General features: G+C 58.7%; 16 protein-coding genes. 13 read left to right on the forward strand and 3 right to left on the reverse strand.

Translation table 11 applies throughout. The features are described 5' to 3' along the window. The first annotated feature begins 161 nt into the window (after positions 1-161). Positions 162-1,628 carry a membrane-bound lytic murein transglycosylase MltF gene (gene mltF / locus AC13CN_RS11370; RefSeq protein ID WP_054645112.1) on the forward strand — a complete coding sequence of 489 codons (1,467 nt, stop codon included), beginning with the start codon at positions 162-164 and terminating at the stop codon, positions 1,626-1,628. Between the two features lie 7 nt (positions 1,629-1,635). On the opposite strand, the gene tadA is transcribed toward mltF, so the two are convergent. Continuing rightward, positions 1,636-2,088 (reverse strand): tRNA adenosine(34) deaminase TadA, encoded by a 453-nt coding sequence (tadA, locus tag AC13CN_RS11375; RefSeq protein ID WP_208596167.1) that lies wholly within the window; start codon positions 2,086-2,088, stop codon positions 1,636-1,638. A 111-nt stretch (positions 2,089-2,199) separates the two neighbouring features. On the opposite strand from tadA, the gene AC13CN_RS11380 reads away from it, so the two are divergent. Then, positions 2,200-3,021 carry an acyl-CoA thioesterase gene (locus tag AC13CN_RS11380; RefSeq protein ID WP_062374825.1) on the forward strand — a complete coding sequence of 274 codons (822 nt, stop codon included), beginning with the start codon at positions 2,200-2,202 and terminating at the stop codon, positions 3,019-3,021. A gap of 228 nt (positions 3,022-3,249) precedes the next feature. Here AC13CN_RS11380 and AC13CN_RS11385 read toward each other — a convergent pair whose 3' ends face one another. Both AC13CN_RS11385 and rpmE read right to left on the reverse strand, forming a co-directional pair. Further along, entirely contained in the window at positions 3,250-4,521 is a 1,272-nt protein-coding gene (locus AC13CN_RS11385; protein ID WP_062374823.1) for a malic enzyme-like NAD(P)-binding protein, read from the reverse strand. A 476-nt stretch (positions 4,522-4,997) separates the two neighbouring features. After that, the gene (gene rpmE / locus AC13CN_RS11390) at positions 4,998-5,213 is read right to left on the reverse strand and encodes a 50S ribosomal protein L31 (RefSeq protein WP_044630499.1); all 216 of its coding nucleotides are present in this window, start codon (positions 5,211-5,213) and stop codon (positions 4,998-5,000) included. Positions 5,214-5,357: 144 nt separating this feature from the next. Here rpmE and AC13CN_RS11395 point away from each other — a divergent pair, with 144 nt between their 5' ends. The 11 genes from AC13CN_RS11395 to tatA all read left to right on the forward strand — a co-directional run bounded on the left by AC13CN_RS11395 (position 5,358) and on the right by tatA (position 16,627). Beyond that, entirely contained in the window at positions 5,358-7,613 is a 2,256-nt protein-coding gene (locus tag AC13CN_RS11395; protein WP_228168343.1) for a primosomal protein N', read from the forward strand. Between the two features lie 144 nt (positions 7,614-7,757). Next, positions 7,758-9,443 (forward strand): arginine--tRNA ligase, encoded by a 1,686-nt coding sequence (gene argS / locus AC13CN_RS11400; RefSeq protein ID WP_062374861.1) that lies wholly within the window; start codon positions 7,758-7,760, stop codon positions 9,441-9,443. A 3-nt stretch (positions 9,444-9,446) separates the two neighbouring features. Continuing rightward, the gene (locus tag AC13CN_RS11405) at positions 9,447-10,217 is read left to right on the forward strand and encodes an SPOR domain-containing protein (protein WP_253556806.1); all 771 of its coding nucleotides are present in this window, start codon (positions 9,447-9,449) and stop codon (positions 10,215-10,217) included. A gap of 167 nt (positions 10,218-10,384) precedes the next feature. After that, a complete protein-coding gene (gene hslV / locus AC13CN_RS11410; protein WP_044630495.1) occupies positions 10,385-10,918 on the forward strand; it encodes an ATP-dependent protease subunit HslV in 534 nt (177 codons plus the stop codon). A gap of 10 nt (positions 10,919-10,928) precedes the next feature. Further along, positions 10,929-12,251: an ATP-dependent protease ATPase subunit HslU gene (gene hslU / locus AC13CN_RS11415; RefSeq protein WP_058577130.1), complete on the forward strand. Its 1,323-nt coding sequence runs from the start codon at positions 10,929-10,931 to the stop codon at positions 12,249-12,251. Positions 12,252-12,338: 87 nt separating this feature from the next. Next, the gene (locus tag AC13CN_RS11420) at positions 12,339-12,722 is read left to right on the forward strand and encodes a gamma-butyrobetaine hydroxylase family protein (RefSeq protein ID WP_054641528.1); all 384 of its coding nucleotides are present in this window, start codon (positions 12,339-12,341) and stop codon (positions 12,720-12,722) included. Positions 12,723-12,843: 121 nt separating this feature from the next. Then, complete coding sequence (gene ubiE / locus AC13CN_RS11425) at positions 12,844-13,599, forward strand: bifunctional demethylmenaquinone methyltransferase/2-methoxy-6-polyprenyl-1,4-benzoquinol methylase UbiE (protein WP_062361961.1); 756 nt, start codon at positions 12,844-12,846, stop codon at positions 13,597-13,599. 43 nt (positions 13,600-13,642) lie between these two features. Next, a complete protein-coding gene (locus AC13CN_RS11430; protein ID WP_044630491.1) occupies positions 13,643-14,305 on the forward strand; it encodes a ubiquinone biosynthesis accessory factor UbiJ in 663 nt (220 codons plus the stop codon). Then, on the forward strand, positions 14,302-15,924 hold the full coding sequence (gene ubiB, locus AC13CN_RS11435; RefSeq protein ID WP_253556807.1) for a ubiquinone biosynthesis regulatory protein kinase UbiB: 1,623 nt from the start codon (positions 14,302-14,304) through the stop codon (positions 15,922-15,924). The genes AC13CN_RS11430 and ubiB overlap by 4 nt, the downstream gene beginning before the upstream one ends. A 52-nt stretch (positions 15,925-15,976) precedes the next feature. Continuing rightward, a complete protein-coding gene (locus tag AC13CN_RS11440) occupies positions 15,977-16,324 on the forward strand; it encodes a phosphoribosyl-ATP diphosphatase (protein WP_044630500.1) in 348 nt (115 codons plus the stop codon). A gap of 30 nt (positions 16,325-16,354) precedes the next feature. After that, on the forward strand, positions 16,355-16,627 hold the full coding sequence (tatA, locus tag AC13CN_RS11445; RefSeq protein WP_044630489.1) for a Sec-independent protein translocase subunit TatA: 273 nt from the start codon (positions 16,355-16,357) through the stop codon (positions 16,625-16,627).

Consider the following 16,627-nt stretch of genomic DNA (forward strand, 5'->3'; position numbering starts at 1 on the left):
GGGAGCCTCTAAAGCAGGGAGAGTTCGAGCAGGAAATCACCGGGCCGCAAAGCGGCAATCCCACTATGATACTGGAAAGCGACGGCCACACGAAATCAACAAGGTGACAGCGTCTATCAGGCTGGGTATCGTGGCAGACTGTTCCATGTTGACAAGACATCATGCCGACATTGATTTACCAACACTTTATCGCCTATTACCGGGCGTATTTCGCGATGATCGCGACACTTTTGCTTATTTTGGTGCCGCACAGTTCGTCGGTACCAAGCGGTGAACATTTAGCGCAAATTAATGCAAAAGAGTTCATCACTATTCACACTCGCAACACACCTACCACCTATTACGAAGGCCGCCAGGGGCCGACTGGCTTTGAGTATGAGTTGATGCACCGCTTTGCGGACTACCTGGGAGTTAGCCTCAACCTGAACGCAAGCCACCACCCGGAGAGCGTGCTCCCCGCCGTGCGCGAGCAGGGCGACTTAGGTGCCGCGGCCCTCCCCCTGCTGGCGGATTCACCAGGCATTCACTACACCCGCTCCATCATTCAGATGCAGCCGCTGGTGGTGTATCGCCGCGGGCTCAACGGCATTGATGAACCGGCAGATCTTGTCGACCTGGAACTTGGCACGCTAAGCGAAGCGGGCACCAGTCAGGCACTGCTATCACTGCAGCGTGACTACCCCAGCCTTACTTGGAAAGAGTCTCACGAGCTTGAAGTGGCCGAACTACTGGCGCGGGTAGAGAGCGGCACCCTGGATGCGGCGATTATTTTTGATCATCAGTTTCGTTTGAACCGGCTGTTTTTCCCTAACGTCGAACGCGGCTTCTTTTTAGGCGAGCCGCTCTCTCTGGCCTGGGCGGTTCCTAGCGGCCGCGGACTTGGATTATTAGAAGCCGCCAATCAATTTCTCCAGGAGCTGCAAGAGAACGGCACCCTGGAGCAGTTGGTAAGTCGCTATTTTGGCCACGATGACTATCTTGAGTACGTGGGCACTCGAACGTTTCTCGCCCACCTTGACGAACGTCTGCCCAACTACACCGAGCTATTCAAGCAAGCGGCCCGCGATACCGGCTTTGATTGGAAGCTACTGGCCGCCGTCGGGTATCAAGAGTCGCACTGGGACCCGACCGCTGTATCCCCCACCGGGGTTCGCGGCCTGATGATGCTGACCAACCCCACGGCCAGCGAAATGGGCGTAGCCGACCGCACCGATGCTGCACAGAGTATTGATGGCGGCGCGCGCTACCTGCGCAGTATTAAAGACCGGCTTCCAGACAGCATTACCGGGGATGACCGGCTCTACATGGCCATGGCAGCCTACAATGTAGGCCTTGGCCACCTTTACGATGCGCGTAAGATTGCCGAGATGCGCGGCGGCGATCCGGATCGCTGGCAGGACGTTCGTGCGGCGCTCCCGCTCTTACAGGAACGAGAGTGGCATAGCCAAACCCGCCACGGCTATGCCCGTGGCGGCGAGCCGGTCATCTATGTGCGCAACATCCGCCGCTACTACGAGATGATTGAGTATGTGGAGCGCAGCCGACAACAGTTTTTCCAGCTAGAGCAAACGCCAGCCAGTGAAGAACCATTATTGCTGTTCGATATTATTCCGCCGGTTGAGCAGTAATCGCGCGCTAACGTTTTTCAGCGAAAAACTGCTTGAGCAGCCTTTTGGCCGGCACTGCTAGCACGCCGCCCGTAATCTCTATCTGATGATTAAACCAGGGCTGAGCAAGCAGGTTGGCCTTTGACTCCACCATGCCCGTGCGTGGCTCGGGCGCGCCGTATACCAAACGGGCAATGCGCGCATGCACCATAGTGCCTGCGCACATCATGCAGGGCTCTAGCGTTACAAACAGCGTACAGCCCTCTAAACGGTAGTTGCCCAGCCGCTGCCCCGCCTCGCGTAGCGCACGCACCTCGGCGTGGCCGCTGGGGTCGCAGCTTGCCAGCGGTGCATTGTGGCCAGCACCAATAATCTCCCCCTGGGTATCCACCACCACCGCGCCCACCGGCACTTCTCCGTTGGTAAACGCCAGGTGCGCTTGGTCCATAGCGCGGTGCATGTAAAATTCATCGCTGCGTATCAAGGCAAACTCCGCTAAGGTAGCAAAACGATCGTTTTAATAGCGTGATGGCCGCACTGGGTATACTTGCAATCATCGGCGGGAAAACAGACAGCACCAAGGATACAGAGAATGAACGACGCGCTGAAGTCACTGGTCAACTTGTTAGAGCTTGAAACCCTTGAAGAGACGCTATTTCGAGGCCAGAGCCAAGATTTAGGCTTTCCCCAACTGTATGGCGGCCAAGTGTTGGGCCAGGCACTGGCCGCAGCGGCGCGCACGGTGCCGGATGAACGCCGCCCGCACTCCCAGCACGGCTATTTTTTGCGCCCAGGCGACCCGCACCGCCCGGTGGTGTATCAGGTCGATACCATTCGCGACGGCGGCAGCTTTACCACACGGCGGGTGACGGCTATTCAGAAAGGGCGACCGATCTTTTTCTGCAGCGCCTCTTTTCAGAGCGCTGAAGAGAGCATCAATCATCAGCGGGCCATGCCAGAAGTGCCCACGCCGGAAGCGCTTATAGAGAGCGGCGATGCCAAACACGCGCGCTTCCCCGGCCACCCTATCGAGTTTTTGCACTTGAAGGATAAGCCGGACAGCGCGTCACCGGCCGGTCAGTGCCTGTGGTTCCGCTTTGCAGGTGGACCGCTCCCGGATGACCCGACACTGCATCGTCATCTGCTCTCTTATGCGTCAGATTTCAACCTGCTGACCACCGGACTGATTCCTCATGGCATCAAGTACACCGACCCGAAACTGCGCATTGCCAGTCTCGACCATGCGATTTGGTTGCACGAAGATACGCGGCTAGATGAGTGGCTGCTGTACGCCATCGACTCCCCCTGGAGTGGTGGCGCACGGGGCTTGGCGAGGGGCCATATTTATCGCCGCGATGGGCGTTTAGTCGCCACGACGGCGCAGGAGGGGTTGGTGCGCTATCCGCAGTCTTGAACCTCTGCTCTAAACACCTCTAAAAACAGCAACGCCCGCAGTGTGCGGGCGTTGTAAAATACCGGTCAGCACAACCCTAGACGGGGGGCGCTGTAAACCCGTCCTTGGGCGCTACTTTCGCCATCTGACCGCCATGGATGGTGGAAATACCGAAATTGCAGGGAGCATTTTTCGGCCATGGCGAAAGACCCCCGTTACGGGCTGCCCTGACCTAAGTGGCCTTGTTAATTACCCACCATACACGTCATTAATGGTTTTCAGCGGGTAGTGAGCCGGGTACGGCTTGCGGGCCACGCCAGAGTCGACCGCTGCCTGGGCCACTGCAGATGACACGCGCGCCAGCAGACGGATATCCACCGGCGTGGGGATGATGTAATCACGCCCGAAGCTCATCTCGGTACGCTCGTAGGCGTTCAGCACTTCCTGGGGAACCGGCTCGCGGGCCAGGTCTTTCAGTGCATGCACCGCCGCCAGCTTCATGGCTTCGTTGATACGCGTGGCGCGCACATCCAGCGCGCCGCGGAAGATGAACGGGAAGCCCAGCACGTTGTTCACCTGGTTCGGGAAGTCCGAACGGCCGGTGGCCATGATCACATCCGGGCGCGCTTCGCGGGCTACGTCCGGGTGAATTTCCGGGTCGGGGTTGGTGCAGGCGAAAATCACCGGGTCAGCGGCCATTTTCTTCACCTGATCTGCAGAGAGCAGGCCCGGGCCAGAGAGGCCGATAAACACGTCCGCGCCGTCGATGGCATCGTCCAGCGTGCGCATGTCGGTATCGCGGGCGAACTCCGCTTTGTACTCGTTGATGCCGTCACGCTCAGTGTGAATGACGCCACGACGATCCAGCATCACTAAGTTCTCTTTCTTAGCACCGCAGGAGATCAGCAGGCGCATACAAGCAATAGCAGCCGCCCCGGCGCCCATGCAGACGATTTTCACGTCTTCAATCCGCTTGCCCGCGATATCCAGCGCGTTGAGCATGCCCGCAGCGGTCACAATTGCCGTGCCGTGCTGGTCATCGTGGAATACAGGGATGTTGCAGCGTTCAACTAACGTCTTTTCGATCTCAAAGCACTCAGGCGCTTTGATATCTTCCAGGTTAATACCGCCCCAGGTGTCGGCAATGCGGGCAACGGTGTCGATAAACGCCTGCGGGCTTTCAGCGTCTACTTCGATATCAACGGAGTTAATGCCCGCAAAGCACTTAAACAGTACGCCTTTACCTTCCAATACCGGCTTACTAGCCAGCGGGCCAAGGTTACCCAAACCCAGAATCGCACTGCCATCTGAAATAACCGCGACTAGGTTACCTTTGCCGGTATAACGGTACGCATTTTCCGCTTCGCGAGCGATTTCGCGAACCGGCTCAGCAACGCCTGGGCTATACGCTAGCGCCAAATCCCGAGCTGTCGCGGTGGGCTTGGTCAACTCCACGGAAAGCTTACCGGGGATCGGCTTAGCGTGATAATCCAAAGCTGCCTGCTTATTTGCATCCGTCATAGTAAAGGTCTCATCAGCCTAAAGTAGAAAAGTTGTATCAGAATATAGAAAAAACCTAGGCGCCTCAAGCACGTAGTAAACTTACCTACGAAACGATCGTTTTAGCCACATTCCCTTCCATTTCGGAACTTTTCCACGTTATTTGCTGCAACTTATGCATCCAGCCATCAGCTATAAAGGTTTCCTTATTGATGCAGCGCAGTATTTTTGGAAATAAATTCCAATAAGAGCAACACATAGTTATCCACACCTGGTTGTCAAAACACCCTGTGGAAAAGATGACCAAGTAAGTAGAAAAAGAACCGCGTTAGGAGGGCAACACGTCAAGCAACGTGCCGTAAAGCAAGTGGCAACACATTCAGGCAGTAGGAACGCTAATAAAAAGGGTAGTCCCTTAGGGACAAAAAGCCCACGCCGTGGCGTGGGCTTTTGCACAGAGCACAATGCGTGCCTGCGATAGGCTTAATCCGTTAGGATTAGCCGCGCTTGATAGCAGCGCCGAAACGCTTGTTGAAGCGCTCTACGCGGCCACCAGTGGTCGCTTGCTTCTGCTTGCCCGTGTAGAACGGGTGGCAGTTGGAGCATACGTCCAGAGAGAAGTCCTGACCAGAGGTAGAACCGACCTGGAAGCTTGCACCGCAAGAACAGTTGGCGGTGACCGTGTTGTAATTCGGGTGGATACCTTGTTTCATCTTGAGCCTCATAAGCTATATGCCGCCACCTGATCCGTTGCCAGGCACCGCATACGGGTTTGAAAAACTGCTAACCGGTTAACCGCTCCATCCGATAGATTCAGAGCGGCCGCGCATTCTAGCAAACTAATCGCCGGAGGCCAATTGTCCGATTCTGTTTCTGCCCAGCCATCGTCACCTGGGCTGCCTAAGGGCGCTTTTCAGGTGCTCAAGGTCGCGTTACCGTCGCCGCTAAGACGCCTGTTTGACTACTTACCCGCACCGAGGGCTCCCGCCTGTGGCTGGCAGCCTGGGCTGCGGGTAAGGGTGCCGTTTGGCCGCCGCGATGTCGTCGGAGTGGTGGTGTCTTTGGCTTCCGGCAGCGAATTACCGCGCTCGCAGCTGCGGGCCATCGGTGAAGCGCTGGATGAGGGCCCATTACCCAGCGACTGGCAGTGGCTGTGCCAGTTTGCAGCGCGTTACTACCAGCACAGCCTGGGCGATACCATGCAGCACGCTATGCCCGCCAGGCTACGCCAGGGCCACCCTATGGCAGGGCGCACCCAAACCCTGTGGCTTCCGCTACCCAACGATGAAACAGCGCTGGCACGCGCGCCTAAACAGGCGGAGCTTTATGCGCTTCTTCGCCAGCACCCTCACGGGCTGCCGGGCCGCGCCGTGAGCGCCCACGGCTTCACCCGAGACCAGCTATTAGCGCTGCAAAAAAAAGGCTTTACCCAACCCCAAGAGATTACCCTCACCGCCGCTCAACCCACCGGCGGAAGCTTACTCGCCTCCCCGTCGCTGCCGCTCAACCGTGAACAGGCCACTGCGCTATCCGTGCTGCATGAAAAACTCGACGGCTACCACCCCTGTTTATTGGAAGGCGTGACCGGTAGCGGCAAAACCGAGATTTACCTACAGCTCATCGAAGCGCTCGCTGCCAAAGGAAAGCAGTCCCTGGTGCTCGTGCCCGAAATTGGCCTCACACCACAAACGCTAGCGCGGTTCAAAAGCCGTTTTCGCGTGCCGGTGGTGGCGCTGCACTCCGGGCTTACCGACCCAGAGCGCTTAGATGTATGGGAAGCCGCCGCCAACGGCCGCGCACTGGTGATTATCGGCACCCGTTCGGCCATTTTCACCCCGCTGGCAAACCCCGGCGCGATCATCGTCGACGAGGAGCACGACGGCTCCTATAAACAGCACGACGGGCTGCGCTACCACGCACGGGACCTTGCTGTTGCCAGGGCGCACTACCACGGCATTCCCCTATTACTGGGCAGCGCGACGCCCTCGTTTGAAAGCCTGCAGAAGGCGCTTACGGGCGCTTATCGACACCTGCGGCTAACTCAGCGGCCCAGCCGTCACCCGCCCGCTAAGTTAGAGCTAATCGACCTGCGTCATCAACGTCGCCAAGGCGGGCTGTTGCCGGGGGCCATCAAAGCCATCAAAAGCACCCTCGCGGCGGGCAAGCAGGCACTCATTTTTATCAACCGGCGCGGCTTTGCGCCGAGCCTAGCCTGCCATAGCTGCGGCTGGATGGCCGAATGTGGCCAGTGCGATGCGCGTATGACGCTACACCGCCAGCCACCGCTGCTGGCCTGCCACCACTGCGACAGCCGCCGTGCCCTGCCGGATGCCTGCCCAGAGTGCGGCAGCGGCGATTTACGTGCGCTGGGTAGCGGCACGGAGCGCACCGAGGAGACGCTACAAGGGCTGTTCCCTGACACCACTGTTCACCGCATTGACCGCGACAGCACGCGCAAAAAAGAGAGCTTCGAGCAGGTGCTCAAAGAGATTCAGCGCGGCGAGCCCTGCCTGCTGGTGGGTACTCAAATGCTCGCCAAAGGCCACCACCTGCCCCACGTCACCTTGGTGGTGGTGGTCAACGCCGATGGCGGCCTCTACGCGGCGGATTTTCGCGCCCTAGAGCACAGCGCACAGCTATTGGAGCAAGTAGCGGGGCGCGCAGGCCGCGCCGCCCACCCTGGCCGGGTGCTGGTGCAAACCCTCCACCCGGATGACCCACACCTAGGCCAGCTGGCCGAACATGGCTACGGCGCGCTGGCCCGCAACCTGCTGGAAGAGCGCCGCATTGCCAAACTGCCACCGTTCAGCTTTATGGCCCTACTACGTGTCGAAAGCCCCCAAGAGCACGCCGCCCTAGCGCTGGCCCAGCAGGCCGCCCAGGCGCTACGCCAGTGGCTGAAGGACGCCAATGTGCCAGTGCGCTGCCTGGGGCCCGTACCCGCCCCCATGGAGCGTCGCCAAAACCGCTACCACATCCACGTTATGATCACCGCTGACAAACGTAGCCACCGCCACGCCGCCGCTAACTGGCTGGTGCAGTGGCTAGAAGCCAACCGCGAGGCGCGCAAAGTGCGCTGGTCGATTGACATCGATCCACAAACCCTGGCCTAGCCGCCAGAGCTCGTATCCAACGCAAGTCCTATCCTAAGGGAATACGGCTTTGAAACTGCGCGCCAATTGCCGATAATGACCGCTTTGCCGCTGCATTACCTGGGCGCCTGCACACGCCGCCACCGACGACATCCGGATATTTACATGAAAGATACGATTATTTCTCTGCTCGAAGGCGCGGTTGACGCGCTTAAGCACCAAGGCGTGCTGCCCAACGACTTAACGCCCACGATCAAAGTGGACCCTACCAAAGACAAGGCCCACGGCGACTACGCCACCAACCTCGCACTGATGTTGGCCAAGCCTTCCGGCATGAAGCCACGCGAGCTGGCCGATACCCTCGTCGCCGCCCTACCCGCCAGCGATGCCATTCAAAAAACTGAGATTGCGGGTCCTGGGTTTATCAACTTCTTTGCCGCCGCGGACGCCGCTGCACAAATCGTTGCTCAGGTGCTGGATAGCGGCGATGCTTTTGGCCGCAGCCTAATCGGTAAAGGCGAGAAAGTGCAGGTGGAGTTTGTCTCTGCCAACCCCACTGGCCCGCTCCACGTAGGCCACGGCCGAGGTGCGGCGATTGGCGACAGCCTTTGCCGACTGCTGGAAGCCACGGGCTACGACGTGACCCGCGAGTTCTACTACAACGACGCGGGTGCTCAGATTAAGAACTTAGCACTTTCCGTTCAGGCTCGTGCTAAAGGCCTCGGCCCCGACGATGCCAGCTGGCCGGAAGATGGCTATCGCGGCGAGTACATCGTGGATGTCGCCAACGACTATATGGCGGGCAAAACGGTCACCGCCGATGACCGCGAAGTAACGGCTAAAGCGGATGCGGATGATTTAGATGCCATTCAAGCCTTTGCCGTTGCCTGGCTGCGCCGCGAGCAGGATCTAGACCTCAAAGCCTTTGGCGTCGAGTTTGACGTTTACTTCCTGGAGTCCTCGCTCTACGAGGATGGCAAGGTCGAGGCCACCGTCGAAAAACTGGTCGCCAACGGCCACACCTATGAAAAAGACGGCGCCATGTGGCTGCGTACCACCGACTTCGGTGATGACAAAGACCGTGTGATGCGCAAGCGCGAAGGGGGCTACACCTACTTCCTACCCGACGTGGCGTACCACCTCGACAAGTGGCAGCGCGGCTTCACCACCGTGATCAACGAGCAGGGCGCCGATCACCACTCCACCGTGACGCGGGTGCGGGCGGGTCTGCAAGCGCTGGAAGTGGGCATCCCGACAGGCTGGCCCGACTACGTGCTGCACCAGATGGTGATGGTCACCCGTTCTGGGGTCGAAGTGAAGCTCTCCAAGCGCGCAGGCAGCTACGTCACTATTCGCGATTTGATTGATGAAGTGGGCCGTGATGCAACGCGCTTCTTCCTGGCGGCACGGCGCGCGGACTCTCAGTTGACCTTTGACATCGACCTCGCCCGGTCGCAGTCCAACGACAACCCGGTGTATTACATTCAGTATGCCCACGCGCGGGTGTGCAGCATGTTGCGCAAAGCCGAAGAGGCAGGCCAACCCTTCGATCACAGCATCGCCACGGCCCACTTGGCACTGCTCGATAGCGATCAGGAGAAAGCGGTGCTGAACCGGTTGGCCCGCTATCCGGAGGTGGTCGAACACGCCGCCAAGAACCGCGAGCCGCAGCAAGTCGCCCAGTACCTGCTGGACTTGGCCGGTGACTTCCACACCTGCTACAACGCGGTCAAAGTGATGGTCGATGACGACACGCTGCGCAACACTCGCCTAGCCCTGGGCCTAGCAACCCGCCAAGTGCTGCGCAATGGTCTGGACCTTATGGGTGTTAGCGCACCCGAGGAGATGTAGTTCATGGCCAGCCCGCGCACTAAGCCCACCCGCCGTGGAGCCACGTCGCAGCGTAAGTCCGCCCGCCGCTCTGGGGGCGGGCTACGCATTCCCGGCTGGCTGTGGGGGATTGTCGGGGTCGCCGCTGGTTTTTTCCTCGCCCAGCACCAGCACGGCACTGCTCCCTGGCAAGATCAGCAGGAGGTTCCTCAGGCGACGGTACTGCCAAAACCCGCGGGTAGCGATGAGCGCAGCGCAGCGCGGCAAACCGAAACGCCCACCGAGCCCTCTATGCCTACGTTCGAGTTCTACACGCTGCTGCCTGAAACCGAAGTCATCGCCCCCGGCGGAGCGATTCCCTCGACTATCACGCCCCCGACCGTAGCGGCCAGTGATGCAGACGCAAGCGATACGGCAACCGACACGTCAACCGATAGCACAGAAACCGCCACCAGCACGCCTGCTGACGACCCCATTGCTCAGGTGATTGCCGCCAACACGCGCCCCAACGAGCAGGCCGCTGCCGCTCAGCAGGCACCCGCGGCCACCAACAGCACGCCCAGCCGCTATATGCTGCAAGCCGCTTCGTTTCGTGAGATTAGCGATGCCGAACAGCTGCGCAGTCGTTTGCGTAACCTAAGCCTGCTAGCGCAGATCAGCGAAGTGCAGGCCAACGGTGATACCTGGCATCGGGTTCAGGTTGGCCCCTACGACGACACCCGCGAGCTCAACCGCGCTCAGGACTTAATGAGCACACAAGGCATTGAGCCGCTGCTGATACAGCTACAGAACTAACTAACAGCGTGCTGAGCTGCGCCAGGCACGCTTTATCTGATGGCTTTCGCTTGCGGGCGGTTGATTTTTTATCAGCCGCCCGCATTTTGTTGGGAATCGCTTTTTATACGGCCGCCCTGGCGGCCGATCAGTCATCGGGAGCGCGTCTCCCCCAAGGAGTTATCTCCATGACCACAATTGTTTCCGTTCGCCGCGGTAACCAAGTAGCCCTCGCAGGCGACGGCCAAGTCTCGCTTGGCAACACCGTGATGAAAGGCAATGCCAGCAAAGTACGCCGCCTTTACCGTGGCAAAGTGCTGGCCGGTTTCGCCGGTGGCACCGCTGATGCGTTTACCCTATTTGAGCGTTTTGAAGCGCAGCTTGAAAAGTATCAGGGCCATTTAACCAAGGCAGCAGTTGAGCTTGCCAAAGATTGGCGCACCGACCGCGCGCTGCGCCGCTTAGAAGCCCTGTTGGCCGTGGCCGACCACAGCGCCTCGCTGATTATTACCGGTAACGGCGATGTGGTTGAGCCAGAGCGCGGCATTATTGCGATTGGCTCAGGCGGCAACTTTGCCCAGGCCAGCGCCCGCGCACTGCTCGAAAATACTGAGCTGTCCGCTCGCGAGATTACCGAAAAATCCCTCGCCATCGCTGGTGACATCTGCGTATTCACCAATCACCACGTGACGCTCGAAGAGCTGAACATCAACGAACGTTGAGGCCACTTTAATGACCCAGATGACACCCCGCGAAATCGTCCATGCGCTGGATCAGTACATTATCGGCCAGCAAGATGCCAAGCGCGCAGTGGCTATTGCCCTGCGTAACCGCTGGCGTCGTATGCAGCTCGACGACGAGCTGCGCCCGGAAGTTACGCCGAAAAACATTCTGATGATTGGCCCCACCGGCGTGGGTAAAACCGAAATTGCCCGCCGGTTGGCGAAGCTGGCCCGTGCGCCGTTTATCAAGGTAGAAGCCACCAAGTTCACCGAAGTGGGCTACGTGGGCCGCGACGTCGAGTCGATTATCCGCGACCTGATGGAAGCGGCGATCAAGATGGTCCGCGAGTACGCCAAAGAAGAAGTTGGCCACCGCGCCGCAGACGCCGCTGAAGACCGTGTACTCGACGCCCTGCTGCCGCCGCCCCGAGGCCAGGAAGATAAGCCCCGCGAAGATAGCAGCACCCGCCAGACCTTCCGCAAAAAGCTGCGTGAAGGCCAGTTGGACGATAAAGAGATCGATATTGAGATCTCCTCCCACGGCCAAGGCATCGACATCATGACCCCTCCGGGTATGGAAGAGATGACCAGCCAACTGCAGAGCCTGTTCTCCAACATGGGCCAGCAGAAGCGCGAGCAGCGCCGCGTGACCGTCAAAGAGGCGCTGGTGCTACTGCGTGATGAAGAGGCTGGCAAGCTGGTCAACGAAGAAGAGATCAAAGCCCGCGCCGTGGAAGCCGTCGAGCAGCACGGCATCGTGTTCCTGGACGAGATCGACAAGGTCGCCAAGGGCAGTGGCCAATCCAGCGGTGGCGAAGTATCTCGGGAAGGTGTGCAGCGTGACCTGCTGCCGCTGATTGAAGGCTCGACGGTGTCGACCAAGTACGGCATGGTCAAAACCGACCACATTCTGTTCATCGCTTCCGGTGCTTTCCACCTGTCGCGCCCTTCAGACCTCATTCCGGAACTGCAGGGCCGCCTGCCGATTCGCGTTGAGCTGGATGCGCTAACGCCGGGCGACTTCAAGCGGATTCTCACCGAGCCTTCTGCCTCACTGACCAAGCAGTACCAAGCGCTGCTGGCGACCGAAGGGCTAGACCTTGAGTTCACCCCAGACGGTATTGAGCGTATTGCCGAAATCTCCTGGCAAGTGAACGAAGGTACCGAGAACATCGGTGCGCGCCGCCTGCACACCGTGCTGGAGCGCCTATTGGAAGAGGCTTCGTTCAAGGGTGGTGATATGGATAGCCCCTTGGTGATCGACGCTGACTACGTCAACGCTCAGCTAGGCGAACTGGCGGTCGACGAAGACCTGTCGCGCTATATTCTGTAAGCGCTACTATCGGTATAGCCACCGGCAGCTTGTCCGCTTTGCGGGCAGGCTGCTTTTGCTACTTATCGTCACGAGGTTCCCGTATTCATGAACGCTCCAACGCCCACACGGGTTCACTACCATAAACAGGCTCGCGAGCTAGAGCTTGGCTATGCCAGCGGTGACACCTACCGTCTGCCCGTTGAGTTGTTAAGGGTTTACTCCCCTTCTGCCGAAGTGCGCGGCCACGGCGGTGACACGGCCGTTCTGCAAGTCGGTAAAAAGGAAGTCGGCCTGCAAAATATTACCCAGGCCGGTAACTACGCGCTCAAACTGCACTTTGATGACGGTCACGACAGCGGCTTGTTTAGCTGGAACTACCTGTTTGACCTTGCCACACATCAAGATGCCTATTGGCAGAACTATCTCAAACGCTTGGAAGAGGCAGGGGCCTCCCGCGAGCCTGCGGGCATTCAATTCAAGCAGCTGTGACGCGGTGCCCCAGGTGAAGCGCAGACAAGCCGGGGTCGGGAAGGCTACAATGTTGCCAACTACTTATTGCGATGACCTAACGGTCGACAACTACCGCCTCGAACTCGGGAGCTAAAGCCCCATGAGCCCCACCGAAAAACGCACTACCCATTTCGGCTACCAAGAAGTGCCGGTCGACGAGAAAGCCTCTCGCGTGGCCGATGTATTCCACTCAGTGGCCGCCCGCTATGACGTGATGAACGACCTGATGTCCATGGGCATTCACCGGGTCTGGAAACGACTCACCATTGAGCGTGCAGGCGTTCGCCCAGGGCACCATGTGCTGGACATCGCTGGCGGCACGGGCGATCTCACCCTAAAGTTCTCCCGCTTAGTTGGCCCGCGTGGCAAAGTCGTTTTGGCCGACATCAATGCCTCCATGTTACGCGTTGGCCGCGACAAGCTGATGGATAACGGCGTAGGTGGCAACGTGGAGTACGTTCAAGCCAACGCCGAGTGCCTACCCTTCCCGGATAACAGCTTCGACTGTATTACCATTGCCTTCGGCTTGCGTAACGTCACCGATAAAGATGCCGCGCTGCGTTCTATGGCACGGGTACTCAAGCCAGGCGGCCGCCTGCTGGTGCTGGAGTTCTCCAAGCCCAACAACCCGCTGCTCTCCAAGGCCTACGATGAGTACTCTTTCCGCCTGCTGCCCAAAATGGGCGAGCTGGTGGCGGGTGACGGCGAAAGCTATCGCTACTTAGCCGAATCAATTCGCATGCATCCGGATCAAGAAACCCTGAAAGGCATGATGGAAGCCGCGGGCCTTGAGCGGGTCGAGTACACCAACCTGACCGGCGGTATCGTCGCCCTTCACCGCGGCATCAAGTTATGACACAGCAGCATCAAGCAATCATCCTCTGGCACCAGAGGTCAGCATGCTAATCACCCCGACCCTGCTGCTGGCCGGATGTGAACGCACGTTAAATGCTCTACTTGCCCGCGATCCAGCCGCACCTGCGCGGCTGGCGGCGCTAGCGGGCAGTCGACTGCTGGTTCGGCTTGAGAAACCTCATTTGGCGCTTCTTCTGTGCTACCACGCGACAGGCGTTGATCTGCAACATGGCGATGAGGTGGAAGAGACCGACGTTGATGCCGTGGTGGAACTGACGCCTGAAACGCTCTCCGAATGGCTGAGCGGCGCTTCCATTGAGCGGCTGATGTTCGACGGGAAACTGGCCGTACGCGGGCGTATCCACCTATTGGAAGCAACCCGCGATCTGCTGTTCGATCTGGATATTGATTGGGAGAGCGAGCTGGCGCGCTGGCTAGGCGATATGCCTGCTCACTCACTGGCGGAAGGTATTCGACGTGCGGCCCGCTGGGGACTGCGTGCCAAAGACGAGCTGCTGCAGGACGTATCGGAGTACGTGTTTGAGGAAGCTCGCCTGCTTCCCGGCCGCCAACAGCGCGACGTGCTCCGCGACCACCTGACCGAGCTTGAGATCGCCACCGACCGTCTGGAAGCGCGACTTAACCGTCTCCATAAGCGACTCACGCAGCCAGCGGAACCATCAACGCCTAAGGAGCAGCGCGGATGAGCCTGCGGCTGTTTAAAATTGTCTGGGTCGTCACGCGGCACCGTTTAGACACTTTGATTCCCGCTGAACGCCTACCGCTATGGATGCGCCTGCTGCTGAAGCTGTCGCCGCTGCAGCTAGTGCCCGTGGGCCAGCGTAGCCGCGGCGAGCGTTTGCGTTTGGCGCTGGAGGCGCTGGGGCCGATTTTTATTAAATTTGGTCAAATGCTCTCTACCCGCCGGGACTTGCTGCCCGAAGATATCGCCGACGAGCTGAAGCGCCTACAGGATCAGGTGCCGCCCTTCCCTGGCGAACTAGCCGCCGCGCGGGTAGAAAACGAGCTGGAGATGACGCTGGCAGAAGCCTTTGCCGCCTTTGATCGCGTGCCATTGGCATCGGCATCAATTGCCCAAGTCCACGCCGCTACACTTCACAGCGGCGAAGACGTGGTGGTCAAGATCATCCGCCCCGGCATTGACCGCATCATGCGTCAAGACATGGGCTTGATGTATCAGGTCGCCAAACTGCTTTCCAAAGTGCCGGAAGCTAGGCGCTTACGCCCTGTCGAAGTAATCCGCGATTACGAGGCGACGCTGTTCGACGAGCTGGACCTCTACAAAGAGGCCGCCAACACCTCGCAGCTCAAGCGTAATTTCAAAGACTCACCGCTGCTGTTTGTGCCGACTATTTACTGGCCCTACACTCGACGCCACGTCATGGTGCAGGAGCGCATTCGCGGCGTGCCGGTCGCCGATTTAGACACCCTGATCGCACGGGGCACAAATTTGAAAAAGCTCGCCGAGCGCGGGGTGGAAATTTTCTTCACCCAGGTGTTCCGCGATAACTTCTTCCATGCGGATATGCACCCCGGCAACATCTTTGTGAACTGCGATGACCCGGAAGACCCGCAATATATTGCGATCGACTGCGGCATTGTGGGCAGCTTGACGCGGGAAGATCAGGACTACTTGGCCCGTAACCTGCTAGCGTTTTTCCATCAGGATTACTACGAGGTCGCTGCGCTGCACATTGAATCGGGCTGGGTAGGTGAAAACACCCGCGCCAACGAATTTGCCGCCGCTATCCGCACAGTTTGCGAGCCCATTTTAGAGAAGCCGCTCAAGGACATCTCTTTTGGACAGGTGCTGCTCGGGCTTTTCCAGACCGCTCGGCGTTTTAATATGGAAGTGCAGCCCCAATTGGTGCTGCTGCAAAAGACGCTACTCAATATTGAAGGCCTGGGCCGCCAGCTCTATCCAGAGCTGGACTTATGGAGCACCGCCAAGCCCTACCTAGAAAAGTGGATGAAAGAGCGGGCAGGCATTGGTGGGTTGTGGGAGTCCCTCAAGCGCCAAGCGCCGGAGCTTTCTCATCAACTGCCCGAACTACCGGTGCTTGCTCATCAGGCGCTTAGCCGCATGGAGCATGAGCACCGTCAGCGCCATCAGCAGGTGACGGCGATCAGCCAGATGCGCCGTCAAATGAGTCAGCAAGGTAAGCGCCAGCATCGGCTGCGCATTGGCTTGGCCCTCGTCGCTATTGCGCTGGCTTGGCAGCCACTCAGTAGTTGGGCTGCCACTCAGGATTGGCCGATACTCGCGGCTGCCGGTGCCGGCTTAATACTGCTGCTCTGGCACTGATACGATGCAATCACTTGACGAAACGACGCCGCCGATTGATAAAGAGAACACCATGACCGACGCTAACCATGTTCCTGTGCTTGACGCCCTTGCTGAGGTTTTAAAGCAGCGCCGCCACGCTAATCCAGAAGATTCTTATGTTGCCTCCTTGCATCATAAGGGTTTGAACACGATACTCGAAAAAGTCGGCGAAGAAGCCACCGAAACGCTGCTGGCAGCCAAAGACGCCGAGCACGGCAGCGAACAGGACCGTGAAGCGTTGATCGCCGAAACGGCCGACCTGTGGTTTCATAGCCTTGTCATGCTGTCGCATCTGGATCTTGACCATCAGCGAGTACTTGATGAACTCGCCCGGCGGTTCGGTATTTCTGGTCACGACGAAAAAGCGTCCCGATCATAACGTTAACCCTGCTCCAATGAGGAAATGCATATGTTAGGTGGTATCAGTATTTGGCAGTTGCTGATTGTTCTGGGCATTATCATCCTGATTTTCGGCACTAAAAAACTGCGTAACGTGGGCACCGACCTTGGCGGTGCAGTGAAGGGCTTTAAGAAAGCCATGCACGAAGAGGAAAAAGAGGGCGATAAGAAAGACGCCGACCAGCCTCAAGCGAAAGTGAGCCACGAAGAAGCCGGCAATACCTACGACGTACAGGCGGAAGAGAAACGCGCTGCTGCTGACCGTAACGAAGAGCGCAAATAA

This window comes from Vreelandella sp. L-25 (assembly GCF_056857535.1).

Excerpts from the sequence above, each read along its gene's own strand:
- mltF (WP_054645112.1), top strand. The coding sequence starts at position 162 with ATGCCGACATTGATTTACCAACACTTTATCGCCTATTACCGGGCGTAT.
- AC13CN_RS11380 (WP_062374825.1), top strand. The coding sequence starts at position 2,200 with ATGAACGACGCGCTGAAGTCACTGGTCAACTTGTTAGAGCTTGAAACC.
- AC13CN_RS11385 (WP_062374823.1), bottom strand. The coding sequence starts at position 4,521 with ATGACGGATGCAAATAAGCAGGCAGCTTTGGATTATCACGCTAAGCCG.
- rpmE (WP_044630499.1), bottom strand. The coding sequence starts at position 5,213 with ATGAAACAAGGTATCCACCCGAATTACAACACGGTCACCGCCAACTGT.
- argS (WP_062374861.1), top strand. The coding sequence starts at position 7,758 with ATGAAAGATACGATTATTTCTCTGCTCGAAGGCGCGGTTGACGCGCTT.
- AC13CN_RS11405 (WP_253556806.1), top strand. The coding sequence starts at position 9,447 with ATGGCCAGCCCGCGCACTAAGCCCACCCGCCGTGGAGCCACGTCGCAG.
- hslV (WP_044630495.1), top strand. The coding sequence starts at position 10,385 with ATGACCACAATTGTTTCCGTTCGCCGCGGTAACCAAGTAGCCCTCGCA.
- hslU (WP_058577130.1), top strand. The coding sequence starts at position 10,929 with ATGACCCAGATGACACCCCGCGAAATCGTCCATGCGCTGGATCAGTAC.
- AC13CN_RS11420 (WP_054641528.1), top strand. The coding sequence starts at position 12,339 with ATGAACGCTCCAACGCCCACACGGGTTCACTACCATAAACAGGCTCGC.
- ubiE (WP_062361961.1), top strand. The coding sequence starts at position 12,844 with ATGAGCCCCACCGAAAAACGCACTACCCATTTCGGCTACCAAGAAGTG.
- AC13CN_RS11430 (WP_044630491.1), top strand. The coding sequence starts at position 13,643 with ATGCTAATCACCCCGACCCTGCTGCTGGCCGGATGTGAACGCACGTTA.
- ubiB (WP_253556807.1), top strand. The coding sequence starts at position 14,302 with ATGAGCCTGCGGCTGTTTAAAATTGTCTGGGTCGTCACGCGGCACCGT.
- AC13CN_RS11440 (WP_044630500.1), top strand. The coding sequence starts at position 15,977 with ATGACCGACGCTAACCATGTTCCTGTGCTTGACGCCCTTGCTGAGGTT.
- tatA (WP_044630489.1), top strand. The coding sequence starts at position 16,355 with ATGTTAGGTGGTATCAGTATTTGGCAGTTGCTGATTGTTCTGGGCATT.